Genomic DNA, 23,672 nt, shown 5'->3' with positions numbered 1-23,672 from the left:
CATCGATTCCGCCGCCGCAGTCCGACCGGGCCGCAGCGGCGGAACTCTTTTTGCCAACCAGTTTTGACATGACGACCATCCCCCTGACCAAGCGCGGCGCCGAGTCGCTCAAAGCCGAGTTGCACCGTCTCAAGACCGTCGAGCGTCACGCCGTCGTCCAGGCCATCGCCGAGGCGCGTGCCCAGGGGGACCTGAGCGAGAACGCCGAGTACGACGCCGCCAAGGACAAGCAGGGCTTCATCGAAGGCCGCATCCTCGAGATCGAAGGCAAGCTGGCAGCGGCCCAGATCATCGATCCGTCGACGCTGGACGCTGGTGGCCGCGTGGTGTTCGGTGCCACCGTGGATCTCGAAGAAGAAGCCAGCGGCACCGAAGTGACCTACCAGATCACCGGCGACGACGAGGCCGACATCAAGCAGGGCCGCATCTCCATCGGCTCGCCCATCGCCCGCGCGCTGATCGGCAAGGAAGCCGGTGACGTGGCCGAGGTGCAGGCCCCCGGTGGCATCAAGCGCTACGAGATCGTCGAAGTGCGCTACGTGTGATGTTCGTTCAGCTTCAAGTGCTGCTGGCCGCCCTCTGGGGCGGCTTTTTGCTGTGTGTGGCGTTTGCCGCAGCGCCAAGTGCCTTTGCCGTTTTGGATCGGGCCAGCGCCGGGTTGTTCGTCGCGCGGCTGTTTGCCTTCGAAGCGAAGCTGAGCCTGGCCGTGGCGCTGATCCTGATGCTGCTGGAGCGACGTATCGCACGTGACGCCACGGAGGCTGGAGCCGCCAGCAACGTTTTCTCGACAACGCTGCTGCTATCGGCCGTCGCGCTGTTCTGCACCATCGCCGGCTACTACGGCCTGCAGCCGCTGATGGCGGACGCGCGTGCCGGCACCGGGGTCGCGTCCTTCGCGGCGCTGCATGGCGCCTCGCTGGCCTTCTTTGCGGTCAAGGGCCTGGTCGTGCTGGCCCTGGCCTGGCGTCTCAGTCGGCCACGTTCTTCTTGACGCTGGTCATGCGCCGCTTGGCGCGCTTGAGCTCGCCGCCCTGGGCGACGCGCTGGTTGCCCAGCACCTTGAGCTTGGTGACTGTGGGCCGACCGTTGCCGCTCTTGGAGAACTTGACGATCTTGACGACGCGCGGCCCCGGCTTGGCATCGGTGCGATCGGCGGCCGCCTTCTCAGGAACCGGCCGCCACAGCACCAGCAGCTTGCCGATGTGCTGGATGGGCGCCGCGCTCAGCTCGTCGCACAGCTGGGCCAGCATCGCCTCACGCGCCGTGCGGTCGTCGCCCAGCACCCGCACCTTGATCAGGCCATGGGATTTGAGCGCCAGGTCGACTTCCTTGACGACGGCAGGGGTGAGACCATCGCCGCCGATCATCACGACCGGGTCGAGATGGTGGGCGTCGGAGCGCTTGTCCTTGCGCTGGGCAGGGGTCAGATTGATTTGAGGCATCTGCTTATTATCGTTTCCGCATGAAAACCCAGACCAAAAGCAAAAAGCTCAACAAGGCATGGCTCAACAACCATGTCTCGGACCCCTATGTGCAACAGGCGCAGAAGGACGGTTACCGGTCTCGCGCGGCCTACAAGCTCAAGGAGATCGACGAGGAGCTGAAGCTGATCCGCCCGGGCCAGGTCGTCGTCGACCTCGGTGCCACGCCTGGCGCCTGGAGCCAGTACCTGCGCCGCCGTTTCGCGCCCACGGAGGCGGGGCGGGGCGGGGCGGCGGTGGGGCAACTCAACGGCACCATCATTGCGCTGGACCTGCTGGAGTTCGAGCCTATCGAGGGCGTGCAGTTCATCCAGGGCGACTTCCAGGACGAGGCGATCTACGCCCAGCTCGAAGCAGCGCTGGCCGGCCGGCCTGTGGACGTGGTGGTGTCCGACATGGCGCCCAACATGTCCGGCATCGCATCCGTCGACGGCGCCCGCGTCTCCGGCCTGGTGGAACTGGCCGTCGATTTCGCCGAGCAGCATCTCAAGCCCGACGGTGCGCTGGTCGCGAAGGTCTTCCACGGCAGCGGCTACGACGAACTCGTCCGGCTGTTCCGCGACCGCTTCAAAACCGTCAAGGCGGTCAAGCCCAAGGCCTCCCGGATACGTTCTTCCGAGAACTTCTTGGTCGGCCTGGGGTTGAAAAACCGCTGATTACAGGGCCACCCCCTTGCCGCCCCTAAAATCGCCCCCACAGTCCTGAAACCCGCGCTGGGCCAATCAGGGCCAAGGAGTCGCAGTGAACAATCAATGGTTTTCGAAGTTTGCCGTCTGGATCGTGATCGCCCTCGTGCTGTTCATGGTCGTCAAGCAGTTCGGCGGTACGTCGCAGCCCGGCAAGCAAGTGACCTATTCCGAGTTCCTTGATCTGGTGCAGCAGCGCCGCATCAAGGCCGTCACCTTGCCGGATGGCATCACCGGCGACATCTACGCCGAGGACACCGAAGGCAACAAGCTGCGCACGCTGGCGACCTACCAGGACCGCGGCCTCGTTGGCGATCTGCGCAACAACGGCGTCAAGTTCGACATCAAGCCGCGCGAGGAGCAGAGCTTCCTGGTCAGCATGCTGATCAACTGGACGCCCATGCTGCTGCTGATCGGCGTCTGGGTCTACTTCATGCGCCAGATGCAGGGCGGCGGCAAGGGCGGGGCGTTCAGCTTCGGCAAGTCCAAAGCCCGCATGCTGGACGAAGCCAGCAACAACATCACCTTTGCCGACGTGGCCGGTTGCGACGAGGCCAAGGAAGAGGTGAAGGAGCTGGTCGACTTCCTGAAGGACCCGCAGAAGTTCCAGAAACTCGGCGGCCGCATTCCGCGCGGCGTGTTGCTGGTCGGCCCTCCCGGCACCGGCAAGACGCTGCTGGCCAAGTCCATCGCCGGCGAGGCCAAGGTGCCGTTCTTCACGATCTCGGGTTCCGACTTCGTCGAGATGTTCGTCGGTGTCGGCGCGGCCCGCGTGCGTGACATGTTTGAGCAGGCCAAGAAAAGCGCGCCCTGCATCATCTTCATCGACGAAATCGACGCCGTCGGCCGCCATCGCGGCGCCGGACTGGGCGGTGGCAACGACGAGCGCGAGCAGACGCTGAACCAGATGCTGGTCGAGATGGACGGCTTCGAGACCAATCTCGGCGTCATCGTCGTCGCGGCCACCAACCGCCCCGACATCCTCGACCCGGCCTTGCTGCGCCCCGGCCGTTTCGACCGTCAGGTCTATGTGACGCTGCCGGACATCCGCGGCCGCGAGCAGATCCTGAACGTGCACATGCGCAAGGTGCCCATCGGCCAGGACGTGAACGCGTCCATCCTGGCTCGCGGCACGCCCGGCATGAGCGGTGCGGACCTGGCCAACCTCGTCAACGAGGCGGCGCTGTTCGCCGCGCGCCGCAACGGTCGCCTGGTGGAAATGATCGACTTCGAGCGCGCCAAGGACAAGCTCTACATGGGCCCCGAGCGCAAGAGCATGGTCATGTCCGAGGATGAGAAACGCGCCACGGCCTATCACGAGTCCGGTCACGCCATCGTCGCCGAGATGCTGCCCGGCACTGACCCGGTCCACAAGGTCACCATCATGCCGCGCGGCCGCGCGCTGGGGGTGACCTGGCAACTGCCGGAGCGCGACCAGTACAGCCGCTACTACAAGCAGATGCTCAACGAAGTCAGCATCCTGTTCGGCGGCCGCATCGCCGAGGACTTGTTCGTGCACGACATCTCCACCGGCGCGTCCAACGACTACGAGCGCGCGACCCGCATCGCCCGCGACATGGTCACCCGCTACGGCATGAGCGATGTGCTGGGCCCGATGGTCTATGCCGAAAACGAGGGCGAAGTCTTCCTCGGCCGCAGCATGACCAAGACGGCCAACATCAGCGAGAGCACGCAGCAGAAGGTCGACGCCGAAATGCGCCGCATCCTGGACGAGCAGTACGCCGTGGCCAAGAAGATCCTGGTCGACAACCGCGACAAGGTCGAAATCATGACCAACTCGCTGATGAAGTGGGAAACCATCGACCGCGACCAGATCCTGGACATCATGGCCGGCCGGCCGCCGCGCGAGCCGGGCAGCACGCCGACGCCCAGCGGCGGCCCCAGTGGCGGCACGCCGCCGGTCAGCACCGACGGCGCACCCGCTGCGGCTTGATGCTGCGGGCATGACACGACGGGCCCGGCATTGACCGGGCCCTTTTCATTGGCCGACCCATGCACTGGCAGACCCGCCGTTTCCACATCGACCTGAGCCGCCCGCGCGTCATGGGCATCGTCAACGTGACGCCCGACTCGTTCTCGGACGGCGGCCGTCATGACGACAGCCGCGCGGCCGTGGCGCATTGCGAGCGCCTGGTGGCGGAAGGGGCGGACATCCTGGACATCGGCGGCGAATCGACGCGGCCCGGGGCGCCGAGGGTGGCCGCCGACGATGAATGGGCGCGCATCGCCCCGGTGCTGGCTGCGGCCGTGACGCTGGGCGTGCCGGTCTCGGTGGATACCTGCAAGCCCGAGGTCATGCGCCGCGCGCTGGATGCCGGTGCGGACATCGTCAACGACGTGCAGGCGCTGCAACTGCCGGGCGCGCTCGCTGCCGTCGTCGGCAGCGGTGCGGGCGTGTGCCTGATGCACATGCGCGGCGAGCCGGCGTCAATGATGGCGTTGGCGGATTACGGCGACGTGGTGGCGGAGGTCGGCGACTTCCTGGCCCAGCGAGCTGAGGCAGTGCTTGACGCAGGCTTCCCCCGGGAATGCATCGCGCTGGACCCTGGCTATGGCTTTGCCAAGACCGCCGACCACAACCTGCGGCTGCTCGCCGGCCAGCAGCGCCTGACGGCGCTGGGCTACCCGCTGCTGGTTGGCTGGTCACGCAAGCGCACGCTGGGCGACATCACCGGCCGGCCGGTCGAGCAGCGCCTTCCGGCAAGCCTGGCGGCCGCGCTGCGGGCAGTGAGTGCCGGTGCGAGCGTGATTCGTGTGCACGATGTCGCTGCGACAGTGGACGCGCTCAAGGTCTGGGCCGCCGTGGATGCGGCGAAAATTGCGCCCACTGCATAAAGGGAAGAGCTCGATGAGCCGAAAATATTTTGGAACCGACGGCATCCGAGGCACGGTCGGTCAGGGTGCCATCACACCAGACTTCATGTTGCGCCTGGGCCATGCAGTCGGCCGCGTGCTGCGCAAGACCAGCCCGCGCGCTACCGTCTTGATCGGCAAGGACACGCGCATCTCTGGCTACATGCTCGAGTCGGCGCTGGAGGCTGGCTTCGCATCGGCGGGCGTCAACGTGTTGCTGACGGGCCCGCTGCCGACGCCGGGCGTGGCCTATCTGACCCGCGCGCTGCGCCTGGACCTGGGCGTCGTCATCAGCGCTTCGCACAACGCCTTCCAGGACAACGGCATCAAGTTCTTCTCGGCCAAGGGCGAGAAGCTGCCCGACGCCTGGGAGCTGGCCGTCGAGGCCGCGCTGGACGAGGCACCGCAGTGGGTGGACTCGGCCAGCCTGGGTCGCGCCAAGCGCCTGGAGGATGCACGCGGCCGCTACATCGAGTTCTGCAAGAACAGCTTCGGCTCCGACCTGACGCTCAAGGGGCTGAAGATCGTCGTCGACGCGGCGAACGGTGCTGCCTATCACGTCGCGCCTGACGTCTTCCACGAACTGGGCGCCGAGGTCATCTCCATCGGCTGCAAGCCGGATGGCTTCAACATCAATGCCGGCTTCGGCGCGACCTCGCCCGGCGCGCTGGTCGAGGCCGTCAAGGCCCATGGCGCCCATTACGGCGTGGCGCTGGACGGTGACGCCGACCGGCTGCAGCTCGTCGACGGCAGCGGCCGTCTCTACAACGGCGACGAACTGCTCTACGCCATGGTCACGGACCGCCTGGCCCAGGGCCAGCGCGTGCCGGGGGCCGTCGGCACGTTGATGACGAACCTGGCCGTCGAGCTGGCGCTGCGCTCGCGCGATGTCGAGTTCGTGCGCGCCAAGGTGGGCGACCGTTACGTGCTGGAGGAACTGGCCGCGCGTGGCTGGCAGCTTGGTGGCGAAGGCTCGGGCCACCTGCTGGCGCTGGACAAGCACACGACCGGCGACGGCATCGTCAGCGCGTTGCTGGTGTTGCAGTCCGTCTGCCGCAGCGGGCGCAGCCTGGCGGAGCAGCTGAAGGGTGTCGAGCTGTTCCCGCAGACGCTGATCAATGTCCGGCTGGCCGCTGGCCAGGATTGGCAGAGCAGCCGCCGCCTGGCCGAGGAGCAGTCGGCGGTGATCGCCGAGTTGGGCAACCGCGGCCGCATCCTGATCCGCGCCTCCGGCACCGAGCCGCTGCTGCGGGTGATGGTGGAGGCGTCGGACGCTGGCCTGGCACAGCGCTGCGCCCAGCGGCTGGTGGACGCGGTCTCGGCCTGAAGCGTCAGGTGCTCGCAAGACAGGCCGCCCTCGGGCGGCCTGTTGCATGGGGTCGGCCGGCTGGCGGTTTACTTCTTCGGCGGCATCAGTACGCGGTCAAGGACATGTGCCACGCCATTCGTCGCCACGATGTCGGCCTGCTGCACGACGGCGTCGTCCACGGTGATGAAGCTGCCGGCCTTCGCCAGGGCCAAGTTGGCGCCCTGACGCGACTTGGCGCCCCCGGTCCTGACGTCGGCCGCTGCCATGCGACCGTCGATGACGTGATAGCTCAGCACGGCCTTCAACTGAACCGGATCGGCGGCCAGCGCCTCCAGCGTCTTGGCCGGCACGGCCTTGAAGGCCTCGTCGCTGGGTGCGAACACGGTGAGCGGGCCAGCGGCACGCAACTGCTCGGTCAGGCCGGCCTGGGCGGCGAGGCGGTTGAAGGTGCTGAGCTGGGGCTCGCGCGCCAGCGTGTCGGCCAGCGGGGCGGGTGCGGGCGTCGTGGCGCAGGCGGCCAGCAGGCTGGCGGCCGCCAGGGCGATCAGGGTCGTGGGACGGATCATGCGGGGCTCCAGTGGGGCAGAAGTTGACCGGAAGGCACTCTAGGAGTGCGACATGACGGTTGCGTGAATGCCAGATGACGGTGTCACAAAGCATCCCAGACCGCTTCACATGGAAGCCTCATCGCGCTCCAATGTCCGCACGGATTGCATGAAGGTCACCGAATCGTCACATTCGATCCCTAGGATGCCGTCCATCGTCAAAACCGCTTTGCGGAAGGTGTCTCAGATGAAATCTGTCCAGGTCAGCAAGTCGCTCGCACTCATTTCCGCCATGGCCGGCCTGTTCGGTGCCCAGGTGGCACTTGCCCAGGACGTCACCGGCGCCGGCGCCACATTCCCGGCGCCGATCTACGCCAAGTGGGCCGATGCCTACAACAAGGCGACCGGCGTTCGCATCAACTATCAGTCCGTTGGCTCGGGCGCTGGCATTCGCCAGATCAAGGCCAAGACGGTGGACTTCGGCGCGACCGACATGCCGATCAAGGACGAAGAGCTGGCCAAGGACGGCATGATCCAGTTCCCCGCCGTCATCGGCGGTGTCGTGCCGGTGGTCAACATCAAGGGCATCGCCCCGGGCCAGATCAAGCTGACAGGCCAGCTGCTGGGTGATATCTACCTGGGCAAGATCACCAAGTGGAACGACGCCGCGCTGATGGCGCTGAACCCTGGCGTCCCGCTGCCGGACGCCGCGATTGCCGTGGTGCGCCGCGCCGACGGCTCGGGCACGTCCTTCATCTTCACCAACTACCTGTCCAAGGTGAACGAGGAGTGGAAGAGCAAGGTCGGCGAGGGCACGGCCGTCAACTGGCCGACCGGCGCCGGCGGCAAGGGCAACGAGGGCGTCGCAGCTTTCGTCCAGCGCCTGCCCAACTCGATCGGTTATGTCGAGTACGCCTACGTAAAGCAGAACAAGATGACCTACACCTTGATGCGCAACAAGGACGGCCATTTCGTGACGCCCAATGACACCGCCTTCAAGGCTGCTGCCGCTGGTGCCGACTGGACGAAGACTTTCTACCAGATCACGACCGAACAGCCCGGCAAGGACGCCTGGCCGCTGACCAACCCGACCTACATCCTGATGTACAAGACTCAGGAAAAGCCGGCCAGCGGCTCCGCCAGCCTGAAGTTCTTCGACTGGGCCTATGCCAACGGCGACAAGATGGCCGACGATCTGGACTACGTGCCGCTGCCGGACAGCGTCAAGGCGCTGGTCCGCAAGCAGTGGACGGACAACCTGAAGGACGCTTCGGGCAAGGCCATCGCTTTCAAGTGATCTTGAACTGAGCAGCCTCGGCGGCCCGGCAGTCAACGCTGCCGGGCTGTTGTCGAATCTGCCACCGACTTTTCAACGCCTGACCCCCAGGAGGCCCTGTGGCCGCAATACTCCCAGCCAACAACTTCGGGTCTGAAGACCGCCCGGCAGAGCGCGCCCAGCCTCAAGGCACGCCGCCGACGCGCCGTCGCGTCGCGCCCTGGGCCGACACCGTGTTTTCACTGCTCGCCCACAGTGCCGCCTGGCTGACGCTGGCCCTGCTGGTGGGCATCATCGTGTCCTTGCTGATCGGCGCCGCGCCGGCCATCCAGGAGTTCGGCCTGGGCTTCCTGTGGACCAGCGAATGGGACCCCGTGCAGGAGAAGTTCGGCGGCCTGGTGATGATCTACGGCACGCTGATGACCTCCTTCATCGCGCTGCTGATCGCGGTGCCGGTGAGCTTCGGTATCGCGCTGTTCCTGACCGAGCTGTCGCCCAACTGGCTGCGCCGTCCGCTGGGCGTGGCGGTCGAGTTGCTGGCCGCCGTGCCGTCCATCGTCTACGGCATGTGGGGCCTGCTGGTGTTCGGCCCCATCCTCGCGACCTATGTGCAGCAGCCGCTGCAGTCGCTGCTGACGGGCGTGCCCTTCCTGGGCGCGCTGGTGTCGGGCCCGCCGGTGGGCATCGGCATCCTGTCGGCCGGCATCATCCTGGCCATCATGATCATTCCGTTCATCGCTGCCGTGATGCGCGATGTCTTCGAGGTCACGCCGCCGATGCTGAAGGAAAGCGCCTACGGCCTGGGCGCCACCACCTGGGAGGTGGTCTGGCGGGTCGTGCTGCCGTACACCAAGACCGGCGTGGTCGGCGGCATCATGCTGGGCCTGGGTCGCGCCCTGGGCGAGACCATGGCCATCACCTTCGTGATCGGCAACATGAACCAGCTGAACTCGCTGTCGGTGTTCGAGGCGGCCAACAGCATCACCTCGGCGCTGGCCAACGAGTTCGCCGAAGCCGGCGAGGGCCTGCATCAGGCCTCGCTGATCTACCTGGGCCTGGTGCTGTTCTTCATCACCTTCGTGGTGCTGGCCTGCTCCAAGGTGCTGTTGTCACAACTGAAGAAGAACGAGGGAGCGCGTTCATGAGTGCTGCAACCGCATTGGATGCCAAGCGCCTGGCCATGCATGCCAAGCGCAAGCGGGTCAACGCCATCGCGCTGACCCTGTCGCTGGCCGCCATGGCCTTCGGCCTGTTCTGGCTGCTGTGGATCTTGTTCGAGACCGTGCGCCTGGGTGTCGGCGGCCTCGCGCTGGCGACCTTCACCGAGATGACGCCGCCGCCCATGGCCGAGACCGGCGGGCTGGCCAACGCCATCTTCGGCTCCATCGTCATGGTTGGCCTGGCCACGCTGCTGGGCACGCCGATCGGCGTGCTGGCGGGTGTCTACCTGGCCGAGTACGGCCAGAAGACCTGGCTGGGCAGCACGGTGCGCTTCATCAACGACATCCTGCTGTCCGCGCCGTCCATCGTCGTCGGCCTGTTCATCTACGCGGTCGTGGTCGCGAAGATGAAGAGCTTCTCGGGCTTCGCCGGCATCCTGGCGCTGGCGCTGATCGTCATCCCGGTCGTCATCCGAACCACCGAGAACATGCTGAGCCTGATCCCGAACGCGCTGCGCGAGGCTGCCTACGCCTTGGGCACGCCGAAGTGGAAGGTGATCCTGTCGGTGACGCTGAAGTCGGCCCGCGCCGGCGTGCTGACCGGCATCCTGCTGGCCCTGGCCCGCATCTCGGGCGAGACCGCACCGCTGCTGTTCACGGCGCTGTCCAACCAGTTCTGGACCTCGGACCTCGGCGCGCCCATGGCCAGCCTGCCGGTCACGATCTTCAAATTCGCGATGAGCCCCTACGAGAACTGGCAGAAGCTGGCCTGGGCGGGTGTGTTCATCATCACCATTGGCGTGCTGCTGCTGAACATCCTGGCGCGCGTGCTCTTCAAGAACAAACACTAAGGACCCCGATCATGGACGCCAAGATCGAAACGCCCGTGGGCGAGCGCGCCAAACTCTCGGTGCGCAACCTGAACTTCTACTACGGCAGCTTCCACGCGCTGAAGAACATCAACCTCGACATCCCCGAGAACAAGGTCACCGCCTTCATCGGTCCGTCGGGCTGCGGCAAGAGCACGCTGCTGCGCACGCTGAACCGCATGTTCGAGCTCTACCCCGAGCAGCGCGCCGAAGGCCAGATCCTGCTGGACGGCGAGGACGTGCTGGCCAGCAAGGACGATGTCTCGCTGGTGCGCGCCAAGATCGGCATGGTCTTCCAGAAGCCCACGCCCTTCCCGATGTCCATCTACGACAACATCGCCTTTGGCGTGAAGCTGTTCGAGACGCTGCCGCGCGTCGAGATGGACGAACGCGTCGAATGGGCGCTGAAGAAGGCGGCCCTGTGGGGCGAGGTGAAGGACAAGCTCAACCAGAGCGGCTCCGGCCTCTCCGGCGGCCAGCAGCAGCGCCTGTGCATCGCACGCGGCATCGCCATCAAGCCCGAAGTGCTGCTGCTCGACGAACCCTGCTCTGCGCTGGACCCGATCTCCACGGGCAAGATCGAGGAACTGATCCACGAGCTGAAGGCCGACTACACGGTGGCCATCGTGACGCACAACATGCAGCAGGCCGCGCGCTGCTCGGACTACACCGCCTACATGTACCTGGGCGACCTCATCGAATTCGGACCGACCGCTGAGCTCTTCATGAAGCCCAAGCGCAAGGACACCGAGGACTACATCACCGGTCGCTTCGGCTGATCCAGGAGAACCACATGGTCGACAAACATCTCTCCACTCAATTCGACGCCGAACTCAGCGGCATCTCGACCCGCGTGCTGGAAATGGGCGGCCTCGTCGAAGCCCAGGTGGCTCAAGCGGTGCAGGCGCTCAGCGATTTCAGCCCCGAGTCGGCCGACGAGGTGCTGGCCAAGGAAGGCCGCGTCAACGCGATGGAAATCGAGATCGACCGCGATCTCTCGACCATCATCGCGCGCCGCCAGCCCACGGCCCGCGACCTGCGCCTGCTGATCGCGATCAGCAAGAGCATCGCCAACCTCGAGCGCGTCGGCGACGAGGCTGCGCGCATCGCCCGCACCGTCCAGCGCCTCGTGTCCAGCGGCGTGTCGAGCCGCCTGCGCGTGCCGATGTCGGACCTCAGCTTCGAGGCCGAACTGGCCACCAGCCAGCTGCGCAAGGCGCTCGACGCCTTCGCCCGCCTGGACGTGGAGCGGGCGCTGGATGTGCTCAAGCACGATGACGAGATCGACAAGGAATTCGACGGCCTGCTGCGCAAGCTCATCACCTACATGATGGAAGACCCGCGCACCATCTCCTCGTCCATCGACCTGGTCTTCGTGGCCAAGGCCATCGAGCGCGTGGGTGACCATGCCAAGAACCTGGCCGAGGTCGTCATCTACGTGGTCAAGGGCCAGGACGTGCGCCACAACACGCCCGAAGCCGTCGAAACGATGGTGCGTTGAGCATGAGCCGCATCCTGGTCGTCGAAGACGAATCGGCCATTGCCGAGCTGATCTCCATCAACCTGCGCCACGCCGGCTTCGAGGTGACGCTGGCCGCCAGCGCGACCTCGGCCCAGTACGAGGTCGACCGCGTGCTGCCCGACCTCGTCGTGCTGGACTGGATGCTGCCCGGCCAGAGCGGCGTGGCCCTCGCGCGCCAGTGGCGCAGCGCGGCGCGCACGAAGGAGCTGCCCATCATCATGCTGACGGCGCGTGCCGACGAGGGCGACAAGATTGCCGGCCTCGACGCGGGCGCTGACGACTACATCACCAAGCCCTTCTCGACCAACGAGCTGCTGGCTCGCATCCGCGCCGTGCTGCGCCGCAAGGCGCCCGAGGCGCTGGACAGCGCGGTCGAGATCGGGCCGCTGCTGCTGGACCCGGGCACCCGCCGTGTCAGCCGCGACGGGGCAGAGGTCAAGCTCGGCCCCACCGAGTTCCGCCTGCTGCATTTTTTGATGACGCACCCCGAGCGCGTGCACAGCCGCTCGCAGCTGCTGGACCGCGTCTGGGGCGACCACGTCTTCATCGAGGAGCGCACCATCGACGTCCACGTCAAGCGGCTGCGCGAGGCGCTGGAGCGTGTGCAATGCGCCCGCATGATCGAGACCGTTCGCGGTGCCGGCTACCGCCTGACCCAGCAGAGCAGCGCGCTCTCTGCCTGAGTCTCGTCCGCAGTAATGAGTTGGTTGCTGTCACGGCTGCTGAAGGCCCTGGGCGCTGCGCTGTTCGGATTTGTTGTCGGCGCGACGGTCCGTGCAGCCACCGGCATCGACAGCCTCGGTCTTGCGTTCGGTGTCCTCACGGGTGTCGGGCTGGTGCTGCTGGTCGACGCGGTGCGTGGCAGCCGGCTGCTGAACTGGCTGCGCGGCACCCAGCAGGAGAGCGCCCCCCGTGATACCGGGCTGTGGGGCGAACTCGGCTATCGCGTCGAACGGGCCATGCGCGACCGTGACCGGGCCGTGGCACGCGGCAAGCTGGAGTTGGCGCAGTTCCTGTCCGCCATCGAGGCCTCGCCCAACGGCGTGCTGATGCTGGACCCGCAGGAGCAGATCGTCTGGTGCAACCGTGTCGCGGCGGACCACTTTTCTCTGGACCCGCGCCGCGACCTGCGCCAGCGCATCACCAACCTCGTGCGTGCGCCGGCCTTCGTCGCCTATCTGCAGGCCGGCCACTTTGCCGAGCCGCTGGTGCTGGGCAACGGCCGCGGCCCGGGCACGCTGTCCATCGTCGTGCGCGAGTACGGCGAGGGCATGCGCCTGGTGCTGACACTGGACATCACCGAACGTGTGCGCTCCGAAGCCATGCGGCGTGACTTCGTCGCCAATGTCTCGCATGAGATCCGCACGCCGCTGACTGTGCTGTCCGGTTTCATCGAGACCATGCACTCGCTGCCGCTGACGGCGGCGGAGCGCGAGCGCGTCATCGTGCTGATGAACCAGCAGACCCAGCGCATGCAGACGCTGGTGGCCGACTTGCTGACGCTGGCCCAGCTGGAGGGCAGCCCGCGCCCCGGGCCCGACCGCTGGGTGGGCCTGGACGGCCTGCTGCTGCGCATCGCGGCCGATGCCGAGGCTTTGTCGGGCGGCCGTCATCGCCTCGCGCTCAAGCCCGTCACCGGCGTCGAGCTGGCCGGCATCGAGAGCGAATTGCTCAGCGCCATTGCCAACCTTGTCACCAACGCCGTGCGCTATACGCCCGAGGGCGGCGAGGTCGAGGTCGCGTGGCGCCTGCTGGACGACGGCAGCGGCGAGCTGACCGTCATCGACACCGGCCCCGGCATCGCGCGTGAACACATCCCGCGCCTGACCGAGCGCTTCTACCGGGTGGATGGCAGCCGCTCCCGCGAGACCGGCGGCACCGGGCTGGGCCTGTCCATCGTCAAGCACGTCATGCAGCGCCATGGCGGCGAGCTGATGGTGCAGAGCGAGGTCGGCAAGGGCTCGCGCTTCCGCCTGGCCTTCCCCGCAGCGCGCATCCGCCAAGCCAGCGATTCGGCGCTGGGCGATGAGGCAGCGTTCAACGCTGCTGCCTTGTCAGATCACTGACGTTTGAGCAGAACCAGGCCGGCGCTGCCGCTGCGGTCGGTCGGCCGCTTGACCTGAGCCACGACCCGCCAACCTGCAGGCGTCGCTTGCCCGGTTGACAGCACCGCGTGGCTGCACGCCGTGCGGGCCAGCGAGCCGCGGCCCTCGACGTGCCAGCCGCCATGCCATTCCAGCGCCGCCAGCGTCGGCAGGCTCTGGCCCGGCGCGGCCAGGCATTGCACGTTGGCCGGCATGTGCGCCCGCAGGCGTTCCACCAGCGGCGCCAGGCTGCGCGCGTAGTCCAGAGGCGGCAGCAGCAGGCTCATGACGAGCAGCCAGCCCAGCGCGACGCCGCCAGCCGGCAGCGCCAGGCTCTTCCACAGCGCATGGCGATGCCGCGCCGTGCGCCAGCGCACCAGCGCCAGCCAGGCGGCCGTCGCGACGATCGCGAACAGCAGTGCCAGCGGGTTGAACTGCGGCTCGAAGCCCTCGGCCAGGCGGCGCATGTTGGCCAGCGGCTGCGCCGGCCAGCCGGTGTGCATGGACAGGTAGTACAGCCAGCCGAACAGCGCGACGGCGGAAAAGATGAAGACGCAGAACCAGTCCACCGCCGCCGCGAAGCTGCGCGTCAGCGTGGGCAGCGCGAAGGCTGCAAGGATGGCGAGCGACGGCAGGGCCAGCAGCAGCGCGCGGTCGGAGCCCTCCATCGCGATGCAGGCTGTCAGCGGCACCAGCAACGCCGCAGCCGGCACCGTGATGTGGCGGCGCAGGCCGTGTCGCCGCCAGCGCCACAGCGTCCACAGCGCCAGCGGCCCGGCGGGCCAGCAGAACCAGGCCAGCAGACTCAGCAGCGACCCCACATCCAGGTCTTGCCTGACCCGCCACGCCCAGCCGTTGAACGCCCACGCGCCCAACACGGCCAGTGTCAGCGCGGCCAGCAACCAGACACGTTGGCGCCTGGCCTCGTCGTAGCTGGACAGGTGGTTGACGAGCAGGCCCAGCAGGCCCAGCGCGCAGGCGACCGCCGGCGCATCGCTGGCCGCCAGCACCGGCAGTGCCACCAGCACGGCCAGCCGCGATTGCCAGCGTCGGAAGGGGGCAGCAGCGAGGCCGTAGACGTAGACCGACACGGCCAGCAGTTGCACCAGCTCGGGCGTGGTCTCATGGCCCAGTTGCAGCAGGCCCAGCGAGGCCATCAGTGCCAGCAGCGCGCCGTCGGCCAACGCGCGGGCGTAACCGACGGCATGGGCCTCGCCGCCGAAGGCGAAGGCCACCGGTTGGGCCGCATCGGTGCGCGCTAGGTGGAAGCAGGCGTACCAGACGGCGACGAACACGCCCGCCAGCACCAGGGCGTAGGGCAGCCGCGCGGCGACGGGCGCGTCCAGGAAGGGCAGGGCCTTGATCGCCAGCGCGCCCAACCAGTAGGGCAGGGGGCCGCCCTCCGCCGGGATGCCGGCGATGGCCGGCTGCCACCAGGGTGCCTTGCCCTGGGCGATGCTGGCCATGAAGCCGAACGACGTCAGGTCGGCATTGCGCCAGGGCGCACGGCCGAAGATGCCGGGCAGCAGATAGGCCGCGCACAGCAGCAGCAGAGTCAGTCGCGGCAGGCGCTCGACGCCGCGCTCGGCGACGATGGCGGGGGTGGGGAGATTCACGCGCGAGAGTTCGTTGAAACCGGCCGGCATGATGCCGTCAAACGAGGTTCATGAATGACAAAAAGCAAAAGGGCAGCGAAAGCTGCCCTTTTGACATCGATGCGGCCGAAACAGCCGCCAAGCGATCACTTCTTGAGGTGAGCAAACTTGTTGCGGAACTTCTCGACGCGACCGCCGAGGTTGTCGATGCTCTTTTGCGTGCCCGTGTAGAAGGGGTGCGACTCGCTGGTGGTTTCCAGCTTCACCAGCGGCATCTTCTTGCCATCGATCTCGATGGATTCCTTGGACTGCACGGTGGAGCGCGTCACGAACTGGAAACCATTGGACTGGTCGATGAACACGACGTCGCGGTAGTTGGGGTGAATGCCTTCTTTCATGGGAACCTCTTGGCTAGGTCGGGAGCCACGCCGACGATTCTCGAATCGCTGTCGACGCACTTTCCGGGTTGTCTGGGGCGGAAAACCCGCGATTATAGCGGGCTTCCCTGCGGTCTGGCTGGTTTCGGGCTGAAGTTACCCGCCGCGCCGCATCATGTCGAAGAAATCATGGTTGTTCTTCGACGCCTTCATCTTCTCGAGGATGAACTCCATCGCCTCGATCTCGTCCATGTTGTAGAGCAGCTTGCGCAGAATCCAGCTCTTTTGCAGGATCTCCGGCTTCAGCAGCAACTCCTCGCGGCGCGTGCTGGACTTGTTGATCAGGATGGACGGGTAGACGCGCTTCTCGGCCATGCGGCGGTCCAGATGGATTTCGCAGTTGCCGGTGCCCTTGAACTCTTCGTAGATAACCTGGTCCATCAGCGAGCCGGTGTCGATCAGCGCGGTGCCGATGATGGTCAGCGAGCCGCCTTCCTCGATGTTGCGCGCCGCGCCGAAGAAGCGCTTGGGGCGCTGCAGCGCGTTGGAGTCCACGCCGCCCGACATCACCTTGCCCGACGACGGCAGCACGTTGTTGTAGGCGCGAGCCAGGCGCGTGATCGAGTCCAGCAGGATGATCACGTCCTTCTTCAGCTCCACCAGGCGCTTGGCGCGCTCGATGACCATCTCGGCCACCTGCACGTGGCGGGCGGCGGGCTCGTCGAAGGTCGAGCTGATGACCTCGCCGCGCACGGTGCGGATCATCTCGGTCACTTCTTCGGGCCGCTCGTCGACGAGTAGCACGATGAGGTGGCAGTCCGGATGGTTGGCCACCAGCGCATGCGCCAGGCTCTTCATCATCTCGGTCTTGCCGGTCTTGGGCTGCGACACGATCAGCGCGCGCTGGCCTTTGCCCAGGGGGGCCACCAGGTCGATGATGCGACCGGTGATGTTCTCCTCGCCCTTGTAGCCTTCACGTTCGAGCTTGAACTGCTCCTTGGGGAACAAGGGCGTCAGGTTCTCGAACATGATCTTGTTCTTGCTCTCCTCGGGCGTCTGGCCGTTGACACGGTCGACCTTCACGAGCGCAAAGTAGCGCTCGCCGTCCTTGGGCACGCGCACTTCGCCTTCCACCAGGTCCCCGGTGTGCAGGTTGAAGCGGCGGATCTGGCTCGGGCTCAGGTAGATGTCGTCGGTCGACGCCATGAAGCTGGCTTCGATGGAGCGCAGGAAACCGAAGCCGTCGGGCAGGACTTCGAGCACGCCATCGCCGAAGACCTGCTCGCCGCCCTTGGCGCGCTTCTTCATGATGGCGAACATCAGCTCCTGCTTGCGCAGGCGTGTGACGTTGTCGATCTCCAGCTCCTCGCCCATCTGGATGAGGGCGGAAACGTGTAGCGCTTTGAGTTCGGAAAGATGCATGGGTGAATACCCGTCAGGGGTCGCGGTGCCAGCCCAGGCACAACGACGATTCCACGGCCGCCCCGGAACAGGGCCGAATGTCTATCGCTCAAACAACGAGCGACGCGATTCGACAAAGACTCAGTGGTGGAGGGGGAGCCGAGTCCACGCTGGCTGGGTGCTGAATTCGAATCCAGGAACCCGGGGCGTGTTGGCTTTGGCTGCTGCAGCGAGGCGCCGGGAGGCGCGTGAGTCGCTGCAGCAGTTGGGCGCGATTATAGGTTCGCGTCGAGGAAGGCGGTCAACTGGGCCTTGGAGAGGGCGCCGACCTTGGTGGCGGCGAGTTGGCCGTCCTTGAAGAGCATCAGCGTCGGGATGCCGCGGATGCCGAACTTGGCCGGCACTTCGCGGTTCTCGTCGACGTTCATCTTGGCGACCTGCAGCTTGTCACCGTAGCCGGTGGCGACCTCGTCCAGGATGGGCGCGATCATCTTGCAGGGGCCGCACCACTCGGCCCAGTAGTCCACCAGCACCGGCTTGCCGGACTGGATGACGTCGGCGTCGAAGGACGCGTCGGAAACATGCTTGATCAAATCGCTGCTCATGGGAGGGTTCCTTGGCCTCAAAGGGTTGACGGGTCGCCGTTGGCGCCGTCCGAATAGGCAAAAATGATTGTGACATAGCCACTTTCGCCCCGTCGGTCTGCGGGGTGACCGAAGCGTAGGCACACGTCAGGGCGGGAGGGCTCTTTTGCAAGTCATCAATGTAGGCCTGGCGCCAGGGGAAGACATCGACGGTTTCTGGCGCCGCGTGGCGGCCGTCAGTGCCGACTGGCTGACTGTGCAGGACGCGCCGCTGCGCGACGCCGTGCTGCTGCTGCCGTTTGCCCAGCAACTGGCGCCGGCGCGCCGTGCCTTTCTGGCCCGGGGCGGCTGGCTGCCGGTCTTGTCGACGACGCACAGCCTGGCCTCGGGGCTGGGCCCGACGCCGCTGGCCGCGCCGCAGCAGATCAGCGGCGACGCGCCGGTGGATGCGCTGGCTGCCGACACGCTGCTGGCCCAGCAAACTTGGGCCCAGACGCTCAAGCGCGAAGACCCGCGCGCCTACCGGCTGGCGCTGGCGCGGCTTGTGGAGACGGCCCACGCTTTCGCCCGCGCGGCCGGCCAGCGCGACCCGGCAGACCGTGCCGCCTGGTTCGGCGCCGCCCGCCGCCATCTGATCGACGACCCCATCGGCGGCACCGAGCGCGCGCTCACCTGGGTGGCGCTGGAATGGGCCGCGTCCGACGACCGCGCGCCCGCCACGGATGCGCTGTTCCGCCACCGCCCCAGCGCCTGGATTGCGCTGCAGGCCGGCGGGCCGGACCCGCTGGCCCAGGCGCTGCTGACGCGTGGCGACGTACCGACGCTGCTGCTGAATGCCGATGTTGACCTGGACGCGCTCGCCGAGCCGACCGCGCACGTCGAAGAGGCCCTGTGCGCCGATTTCGAGACCCTGGCCCAGGCCAGCGCCGTCGCCGTGCTGCAGCACCTGGCCGCCGGTCGGGCGCCTGTCGCGTTGATCGCCCAGGACCGCGTGGTCGTGCGCCGCGTGCGCGCGCTGCTGGGCCGCCAGGGCGTGCCGCTGCATGACGAGACCGGCTGGACATTGGCGACCACGCCGGCCGCCTCGACGCTGATGGCGCTGCTGCGAGCGGCGCTCGGCGGTGGCGCGGTGGACGACTGGCTGGCATGGCTCAAGCTCAGCGCGGAGCCGTCAGCGGCCTTGGAGGCACTCGAAGCGCTGTGCCGGCGTAAACGCATTCGCCGCGCCGAGTCGCTGGACGCCATGGACAAGCTGCCCGCCCAAGCGCTGTGGCAGTCCCGCCGCCAGGCGCTGGCACCGTTGACCAGCAGCGGGCGGCGGCCGCTGGTGCAGTGGCTGTTCGAGTTGAAGCGGGCGCTGGGGCCCGAGCCGCTGGTGGGGCTGGAGGGTGGCGAGGGCGTGTTGAACGCACTCTGGTTGTCGCGTAACCCCTGGCCCGGCAGCGCGCACGAGGCGGTGCTGAGTGATGCGCGGCTGGATGGCGCCGGTTTCCTGGCCTGGGTGGGCGACGTGCTCGAAGCCGGCCAGTTCGCGCCCAGCGACCCGGGCCACGCGCCGGTCGTCATCACGCCGCTGGTGCGGGCTATGTTGCGGCCGTTTGGCGCACTGGTGCTGCCCGGTGCCGATGCCGACACGCTGGGGCGCGGCGGCAGGTCCCTAAGCCTGCTCAGCGATGTGGATGCCGCCGCTTTGGGCCTGCCCACGCAAGCCCAGCAGCGCGAGGCCGAGGCGCAGGCCTTTGCGCAGGCGCTGCGTGTGCCCATCCTGACGCTGCTGCGCTGCACGCGCGCCGGCGCCGAGCCGCTGCCGGCCAGTCCGCTGATCGAGCGCCTGGCCGCTGCGGCCCGCCGTGCCGGCCGCGAGTCACCGTTGCAGCCCTGGGTGGATGAGCGCCAGCCGCAGGCCATAGCTCCGCAGCCGGTGGTGCGAGCCAGCGTTGCCGCCTCGCTGCTGCCGGCCGCTTTGAGCGCCAGCGCCGTCGAGTCGCTGCGCCGCTGCCCCTACCAGTTCTTCAGCCGCCACCTGCTGGGGCTGCAAGACGCCGACGAGTTGGAGGCAGAGGTCGAGAAGCGCGACTACGGCACCTGGCTGCATGCCGTGCTGCACCGCTTCCACACAGAGCGCCAGCCGGGCGACGTAACGGCCCAACTGCGGGCCGCCGCCAAGGCCGAAAGCGTCGGTCTGGATGAGGCCGACTTCCTGCCCTGGCACGCCAGTTTTGAGCGCCTGCTGCCGCGCTACGTGCTGTGGCTGGGCGGCGCCGAACTCAACGGCCTGGCCTTTGCTGACGGCGAGCTGGACCGTCAATGCACGCCCTTCGACGGCGCGCTGGAAGCGCTGGTGCTGCGCGGCCGCATCGACCGCATCGACACGACGGACGAAGGCCAGCGCGTGCTGCTGGACTACAAGACCGGCAGCGTCGCCAGCCTGAAGAGCAAGGTGGCCGAGCCTTTCGAGGACACGCAGATGGCCGTCTACGCGCTGTTGATGGATGCGGCCCCCGACCTGAGCGCGGCCTACCTGGCGCTGGACGACCCGGGCGGCGTCGTGACCGTGGAGCACCCGGACGTGGTGGCGACGGCCGAGGTGCTGCGCGAGGGCTTGCAGACCGACCTGCTGCTGATGCTGCAAGGCGAGCCGCTGGCCGCACTCGGCGAAGGCAGCGCCTGTGAACACTGCGAGGCCCGCGGCCTGTGCCGAAGGGATGACTGGTCATGAGTGCCTACGCCTACTACGCCGATGGCGCCCTCATTCCCCGCGAGCGCTTCTACGCCTTCGCCTGCGACCCCAAGCGGAGCGCCGTCGTTGAGGCCTGCGCCGGCGCGGGCAAGACCTGGATGCTGGTGTCACGCATCCTGCGCGCGTTGCTGGCGGGTGCGCAGCCGCAGGAGATCGTCGCCATCACCTTCACGCGCAAGGCGGCCGGCGAGATGCGCGAACGGCTGCTGGAGTGGCTGGCCGAGTTCGCCGGTGCAAGCGACGAAAAGCGGTTGGCCGAGCTGATCGCTCGCGGCATGAGCGAGGCCGAGGCCCGCGCCGCCGCGCCGCGCCTGGCCGTCCTGCAGGACGAGTTGTTGCGCGGCGGCCGGCCGGTCGAGATCCGCACCTTCCACGGCTGGTTCTCGCAGCTGCTGCGCGCCGCGCCGCTGGCCGTGCTGCAGGCGGAAGGGTTGTCTGCTGAGCTGCAGCTCATCGAGGACGAAGCCGAGCTGATGCCCCAGCTGTGGCGCCGCTTCCATGCCCGCGTGCTGGCCGATGCCAAACTGGTGGCGGCCTTCCAGGCGCTGACCGAGACACGCGGCCGGCACAACCTGCGTCAGTGGCTGCTGGCGGCCTTCAACAAGCGCGTCGAGTTGCGCCTGGCCGTGCGCGCCGGCGTGCTGGCGGGCAGCCTGCCCGACGTGGCCGAGCCGCTGGCGGCACTGGCGCCTTGGCGGCCCCGGCTGGCGGCGCTGGCGGTGACGCTCGGCGCCAGCAGCAAGCTGACGCCGCAGAAGGCGGCCACGGCGCTTGAACAAGCCCTGGCACTGCCTGATGAAGCCGCCTTCCCCGCGCTGTGGGCCGCGCTGTTCACGAAGACCGGCACGGCCAAGAAGGGGCTGGGCGACTCGCCCGCTCAGCTCGCCGCCTGCGCTGCACTGGAGGCCATCGCCTCTGACATCGCCCAGCACGAGGCGGCCATCGAACACGCCCACATGGCGGCGCTGGCCGAGGCGCTGGTCGCCGAGTTCGAGGCGCTCAAGCGCGAGCGCGGCCTGGTCGACATGAACGACCTGGAGCGCGGCGCGCTGGCGCTGCTGTCCAAGCCCGAGCTGGCCGGCTGGGTGCAGCAGAAGCTGGATGCGCGCGTGCGCCACCTGCTCATCGACGAGTTCCAGGACACCAGCCCGCTGCAATGGCAGGCGCTGCACGGCTGGCTGGGCGCCTATGCCGGCGCGGGCGGCGGGCAGATTTCGGTGTTTATCGTCGGCGACCCCAAGCAGAGCATCTATCGCTTCCGTCGAGCGGAGCCACGTGTGTTTGCCGCAGCGGGCGAGTTCGTGCGCGACGGCCTGGGCGGCGTGACGCTGGCCTGCGACCACACGCGCCGCAACGCGCCCGAGGTGCTGGCCGCCGTCAACGCGGCCTTCAATGCGCAGATGCCGGGCTTCAGGTCGCACACGACGGAGCAGGGCGCCGACGACGCGGCGGGGCTGTTCACGCTGGATGGCCCACCGCCCGCTGATGAGACCAGCGCGCCAGACCCCGACTACTGGCGCCCCAGCCTGACCGAGCCGCGCGTGGAGGCCGAGATCGCCCGCCGCGCGCCCGAGTGCGAGCGCGTCGCCCGCGCCATCCGCGCGCTGCTGGACGAGGGCCTGCGGCCACGCGATGTCTTCGTGCTGGCCCGCAAGCGCGCGCCGCTGCGGCAGATGGCCGAGGCGTTGCTGGCGGCGGGCATCCCGCATGTCGCGCCCGAGGACAACCGGCTGGCCGACCTGCCCGACGCGCAAGACCTCATCGCGCTGCTGGATGCGCTGGCCTCGCCGGGCCATGCGCTGTCGCTGGCGCGGGCGCTGCGCAGCCCCTTGTTCGGTGTTGACGAAGCCGACCTGCTGCAGCTGGCCGAGGCCGCCGGCACGGCTGCGTGGCTGGGCGCTGAGCCGCGCGAACGGCGAGGTTGGTGGGACGCGCTGGCCGACCTGGCCGAACCCAGCCCGGCGCTTGCCCGTGCCCGGCAACTGCTGCTGGCCTGGCGCACAGTCGCCTCACGCTGCACGCCGCATGAGCTGCTCGACCGCATCGTCAGCGAGGGCGACTTGCTGCCCCGCCTGCTGGCCGCCGCGCCGCCGTCCGAGGCAGCGAACCGGCTGCGCACCGTCAACGCGCTGCTGCAGGCCGCGCTGGAGCTGGATGGCGGGCGATTTGCGGAGCTGTACGGCTTTGTCCGCGCGCTGAAGGCGCGTGCGCCGAAGCTCGCGCCCGCGCCGGCCGACGACGCCGTGCAACTGCTGACCGTGCACGGCGCCAAGGGCCTGGAGGCCGAGGTCGTCATCCTGCTGGATGCGGACGCCGCGCCACCGCGCGCCGAGACGCTGTCGCTGGCCTGCGACTGGCCGGTCGATGCACCGGCGCCGACGCGGCTGGCCTTCCTCGCCTCCGAACGCCGCCCGCCACCCGCCTTGGTCGAGCTGATCGCCGACGAGAAGGCGCTGCGCGAGCGCGAGGAGCTGAACGCGCTCTACGTGGCGATGACACGGGCACGGCGCCGGCTGATCGTCAGCCGCACGCCGCCCCGGCGTGGCGCGAGTGACACGAGCTGGTGGGCTCGGCTGTCGTCGTTGGGTCAGCCGCTGGCGTTGGCAGAGCAGGGCGACGAGGCGCCGCTGGACCTGCCGCTGCCCTTGCATCTGCCCCTGCCGATCTGGACCGGGCCGCCCGCGCAGGTCAAGGACGGAGCGGCCGACGACGCCAGCCAGGCCAATCTCGGCGAAGCCCTGCACCGCGTGCTGGAGTGGGCCAGTGCGGCCGGCCAGGCGTTGCCGCTGGACGTGTTGGTCGCCTCGTCCGGCCAGGCCTTTGCGCTCGATGCGAACGCCCGCCTGCGCCTGGCCGCTGCCGCCGACGCCATCCTGCAGAGCCCCGACTGCCGCCCCTTCTTCGACCCCGCGCGGCTGCGCTGGGCCGGCAACGAGGTGGCCATCAACGCGACCGGCGAGGACCGCCGCATCGACCGGCTCGTGCAACTGGACGACGGCGTCTGGTGGGTGCTGGACTACAAGCTCGGCGCCACGCCCGAGCGCGAGCCGGCCTACATCGCGCAGATGCGCAGCTACGTCGCGGCCATCCAGAAACTGCAGCCGGGCGAGCCCGTTCGGGCCGCTTTGATCAGCGGCACCGGCCGCCTCGTTTCTGTCAGCTAGAATGG

21 protein-coding genes are annotated in these 23,672 nt (G+C 68.0%); 15 read left to right on the top strand and 6 right to left on the bottom strand.

Annotation, left to right across the window (positions count from 1 at the left end; all coding sequences use genetic code 11):
• Positions 1-68: 68 nt before the first annotated feature.
• On the top strand, positions 69-545 hold the full coding sequence (greA, locus tag ACG00Y_RS01645; protein ID WP_394475524.1) for a transcription elongation factor GreA: 477 nt from the start codon (positions 69-71) through the stop codon (positions 543-545).
• Positions 545-991, top strand: coding sequence for a DUF4149 domain-containing protein (locus ACG00Y_RS01640; protein ID WP_394475523.1), 447 nt, complete (start codon positions 545-547; stop codon positions 989-991). The genes greA and ACG00Y_RS01640 overlap by 1 nt, the downstream gene beginning before the upstream one ends.
• Here the strand turns inward: ACG00Y_RS01640 and ACG00Y_RS01635 are convergent.
• The gene (locus ACG00Y_RS01635) at positions 969-1,442 is read right to left on the bottom strand and encodes a YhbY family RNA-binding protein (protein WP_394475522.1); all 474 of its coding nucleotides are present in this window, start codon (positions 1,440-1,442) and stop codon (positions 969-971) included. The genes ACG00Y_RS01640 and ACG00Y_RS01635 overlap by 23 nt on opposite strands.
• A gap of 20 nt (positions 1,443-1,462) precedes the next feature.
• Between ACG00Y_RS01635 and ACG00Y_RS01630 the strand changes: the two genes are divergently transcribed.
• The 4 genes from ACG00Y_RS01630 to glmM all read left to right on the top strand — a co-directional run bounded on the left by ACG00Y_RS01630 (position 1,463) and on the right by glmM (position 6,368).
• On the top strand, positions 1,463-2,137 hold the full coding sequence (locus ACG00Y_RS01630; RefSeq protein ID WP_394475521.1) for an RlmE family RNA methyltransferase: 675 nt from the start codon (positions 1,463-1,465) through the stop codon (positions 2,135-2,137).
• A gap of 85 nt (positions 2,138-2,222) precedes the next feature.
• Positions 2,223-4,121 (top strand): ATP-dependent zinc metalloprotease FtsH, encoded by a 1,899-nt coding sequence (ftsH, locus tag ACG00Y_RS01625; RefSeq protein WP_394475520.1) that lies wholly within the window; start codon positions 2,223-2,225, stop codon positions 4,119-4,121.
• Positions 4,122-4,180: 59 nt separating this feature from the next.
• Positions 4,181-5,023 carry a dihydropteroate synthase gene (gene folP / locus ACG00Y_RS01620; protein WP_394475519.1) on the top strand — a complete coding sequence of 281 codons (843 nt, stop codon included), beginning with the start codon at positions 4,181-4,183 and terminating at the stop codon, positions 5,021-5,023.
• 13 nt (positions 5,024-5,036) lie between these two features.
• Positions 5,037-6,368 carry a phosphoglucosamine mutase gene (gene glmM, locus ACG00Y_RS01615; RefSeq protein WP_394475518.1) on the top strand — a complete coding sequence of 444 codons (1,332 nt, stop codon included), beginning with the start codon at positions 5,037-5,039 and terminating at the stop codon, positions 6,366-6,368.
• A gap of 68 nt (positions 6,369-6,436) precedes the next feature.
• Here the strand turns inward: glmM and ACG00Y_RS01610 are convergent, their stop codons facing one another.
• The gene (locus ACG00Y_RS01610; protein ID WP_394475517.1) at positions 6,437-6,916 is read right to left on the bottom strand and encodes a fasciclin domain-containing protein; all 480 of its coding nucleotides are present in this window, start codon (positions 6,914-6,916) and stop codon (positions 6,437-6,439) included.
• Between the two features lie 271 nt (positions 6,917-7,187).
• On the opposite strand from ACG00Y_RS01610, the gene pstS reads away from it, so the two are divergent.
• The 7 genes from pstS (at position 7,188) to phoR (ending at position 13,788) form a co-directional block, all read left to right on the top strand.
• Complete coding sequence (pstS, locus tag ACG00Y_RS01605) at positions 7,188-8,192, top strand: phosphate ABC transporter substrate-binding protein PstS (RefSeq protein WP_394476174.1); 1,005 nt, start codon at positions 7,188-7,190, stop codon at positions 8,190-8,192.
• A 107-nt stretch (positions 8,193-8,299) separates the two neighbouring features.
• Positions 8,300-9,316 carry a phosphate ABC transporter permease PstC gene (gene pstC, locus ACG00Y_RS01600; protein ID WP_394476172.1) on the top strand — a complete coding sequence of 339 codons (1,017 nt, stop codon included), beginning with the start codon at positions 8,300-8,302 and terminating at the stop codon, positions 9,314-9,316.
• Positions 9,313-10,182, top strand: a complete 870-nt coding sequence (pstA, locus tag ACG00Y_RS01595) for a phosphate ABC transporter permease PstA (RefSeq protein WP_394475516.1) — start codon at positions 9,313-9,315, stop codon at positions 10,180-10,182. The genes pstC and pstA overlap by 4 nt, the downstream gene beginning before the upstream one ends.
• 11 nt (positions 10,183-10,193) lie before the next feature.
• The gene (gene pstB / locus ACG00Y_RS01590; RefSeq protein ID WP_394475515.1) at positions 10,194-10,979 is read left to right on the top strand and encodes a phosphate ABC transporter ATP-binding protein PstB; all 786 of its coding nucleotides are present in this window, start codon (positions 10,194-10,196) and stop codon (positions 10,977-10,979) included.
• Between the two features lie 14 nt (positions 10,980-10,993).
• The gene (gene phoU / locus ACG00Y_RS01585) at positions 10,994-11,701 is read left to right on the top strand and encodes a phosphate signaling complex protein PhoU (RefSeq protein WP_394475514.1); all 708 of its coding nucleotides are present in this window, start codon (positions 10,994-10,996) and stop codon (positions 11,699-11,701) included.
• Positions 11,702-11,703: 2 nt separating this feature from the next.
• Complete coding sequence (phoB, locus tag ACG00Y_RS01580; protein ID WP_394475513.1) at positions 11,704-12,405, top strand: phosphate regulon transcriptional regulator PhoB; 702 nt, start codon at positions 11,704-11,706, stop codon at positions 12,403-12,405.
• 15 nt (positions 12,406-12,420) lie between these two features.
• Entirely contained in the window at positions 12,421-13,788 is a 1,368-nt protein-coding gene (gene phoR / locus ACG00Y_RS01575; protein WP_394475512.1) for a phosphate regulon sensor histidine kinase PhoR, read from the top strand.
• Here the strand turns inward: phoR and ACG00Y_RS01570 are convergent.
• From ACG00Y_RS01570 to trxA, 4 genes are all read right to left on the bottom strand, one after another.
• Positions 13,782-15,422 (bottom strand): hypothetical protein, encoded by a 1,641-nt coding sequence (locus ACG00Y_RS01570; protein WP_394475511.1) that lies wholly within the window; start codon positions 15,420-15,422, stop codon positions 13,782-13,784. The genes phoR and ACG00Y_RS01570 overlap by 7 nt on opposite strands.
• 125 nt (positions 15,423-15,547) lie before the next feature.
• Complete coding sequence (locus ACG00Y_RS01565) at positions 15,548-15,799, bottom strand: type B 50S ribosomal protein L31 (protein ID WP_394475510.1); 252 nt, start codon at positions 15,797-15,799, stop codon at positions 15,548-15,550.
• A 135-nt stretch (positions 15,800-15,934) separates the two neighbouring features.
• Entirely contained in the window at positions 15,935-17,200 is a 1,266-nt protein-coding gene (rho, locus tag ACG00Y_RS01560; protein ID WP_394475509.1) for a transcription termination factor Rho, read from the bottom strand.
• A gap of 254 nt (positions 17,201-17,454) precedes the next feature.
• A complete protein-coding gene (trxA, locus tag ACG00Y_RS01555) occupies positions 17,455-17,784 on the bottom strand; it encodes a thioredoxin TrxA (RefSeq protein WP_394475508.1) in 330 nt (109 codons plus the stop codon).
• Positions 17,785-17,929: 145 nt separating this feature from the next.
• On the opposite strand from trxA, the gene ACG00Y_RS01550 reads away from it, so the two are divergent.
• Positions 17,930-20,482 carry a PD-(D/E)XK nuclease family protein gene (locus ACG00Y_RS01550; protein ID WP_394475507.1) on the top strand — a complete coding sequence of 851 codons (2,553 nt, stop codon included), beginning with the start codon at positions 17,930-17,932 and terminating at the stop codon, positions 20,480-20,482.
• A complete protein-coding gene (locus ACG00Y_RS01545; protein WP_394475506.1) occupies positions 20,479-23,667 on the top strand; it encodes a UvrD-helicase domain-containing protein in 3,189 nt (1,062 codons plus the stop codon). The genes ACG00Y_RS01550 and ACG00Y_RS01545 overlap by 4 nt, the downstream gene beginning before the upstream one ends.
• Positions 23,668-23,672 lie beyond the last annotated feature (5 nt).

It is taken from the genome of Pelomonas parva, from assembly GCF_043555835.1.
GTDB lineage: Bacteria > Pseudomonadota > Gammaproteobacteria > Burkholderiales > Burkholderiaceae_C > Pelomonas > Pelomonas parva.
The sequence above is the reverse complement of the archived record's forward strand: the minus strand, read 5'-3'. Positions and strand labels throughout refer to the sequence as shown.

Excerpts from the sequence above, each read along its gene's own strand:
- greA (WP_394475524.1), top strand. The coding sequence starts at position 69 with ATGACGACCATCCCCCTGACCAAGCGCGGCGCCGAGTCGCTCAAAGCC.
- ACG00Y_RS01640 (WP_394475523.1), top strand. The coding sequence starts at position 545 with ATGTTCGTTCAGCTTCAAGTGCTGCTGGCCGCCCTCTGGGGCGGCTTT.
- ACG00Y_RS01635 (WP_394475522.1), bottom strand. The coding sequence starts at position 1,442 with ATGCCTCAAATCAATCTGACCCCTGCCCAGCGCAAGGACAAGCGCTCC.
- ACG00Y_RS01630 (WP_394475521.1), top strand. The coding sequence starts at position 1,463 with ATGAAAACCCAGACCAAAAGCAAAAAGCTCAACAAGGCATGGCTCAAC.
- folP (WP_394475519.1), top strand. The coding sequence starts at position 4,181 with ATGCACTGGCAGACCCGCCGTTTCCACATCGACCTGAGCCGCCCGCGC.
- glmM (WP_394475518.1), top strand. The coding sequence starts at position 5,037 with ATGAGCCGAAAATATTTTGGAACCGACGGCATCCGAGGCACGGTCGGT.
- ACG00Y_RS01610 (WP_394475517.1), bottom strand. The coding sequence starts at position 6,916 with ATGATCCGTCCCACGACCCTGATCGCCCTGGCGGCCGCCAGCCTGCTG.
- pstS (WP_394476174.1), top strand. The coding sequence starts at position 7,188 with ATGGCCGGCCTGTTCGGTGCCCAGGTGGCACTTGCCCAGGACGTCACC.
- pstA (WP_394475516.1), top strand. The coding sequence starts at position 9,313 with ATGAGTGCTGCAACCGCATTGGATGCCAAGCGCCTGGCCATGCATGCC.
- pstB (WP_394475515.1), top strand. The coding sequence starts at position 10,194 with ATGGACGCCAAGATCGAAACGCCCGTGGGCGAGCGCGCCAAACTCTCG.
- phoU (WP_394475514.1), top strand. The coding sequence starts at position 10,994 with ATGGTCGACAAACATCTCTCCACTCAATTCGACGCCGAACTCAGCGGC.
- phoB (WP_394475513.1), top strand. The coding sequence starts at position 11,704 with ATGAGCCGCATCCTGGTCGTCGAAGACGAATCGGCCATTGCCGAGCTG.
- phoR (WP_394475512.1), top strand. The coding sequence starts at position 12,421 with ATGAGTTGGTTGCTGTCACGGCTGCTGAAGGCCCTGGGCGCTGCGCTG.
- ACG00Y_RS01565 (WP_394475510.1), bottom strand. The coding sequence starts at position 15,799 with ATGAAAGAAGGCATTCACCCCAACTACCGCGACGTCGTGTTCATCGAC.
- rho (WP_394475509.1), bottom strand. The coding sequence starts at position 17,200 with ATGCATCTTTCCGAACTCAAAGCGCTACACGTTTCCGCCCTCATCCAG.
- trxA (WP_394475508.1), bottom strand. The coding sequence starts at position 17,784 with ATGAGCAGCGATTTGATCAAGCATGTTTCCGACGCGTCCTTCGACGCC.
- ACG00Y_RS01545 (WP_394475506.1), top strand. The coding sequence starts at position 20,479 with ATGAGTGCCTACGCCTACTACGCCGATGGCGCCCTCATTCCCCGCGAG.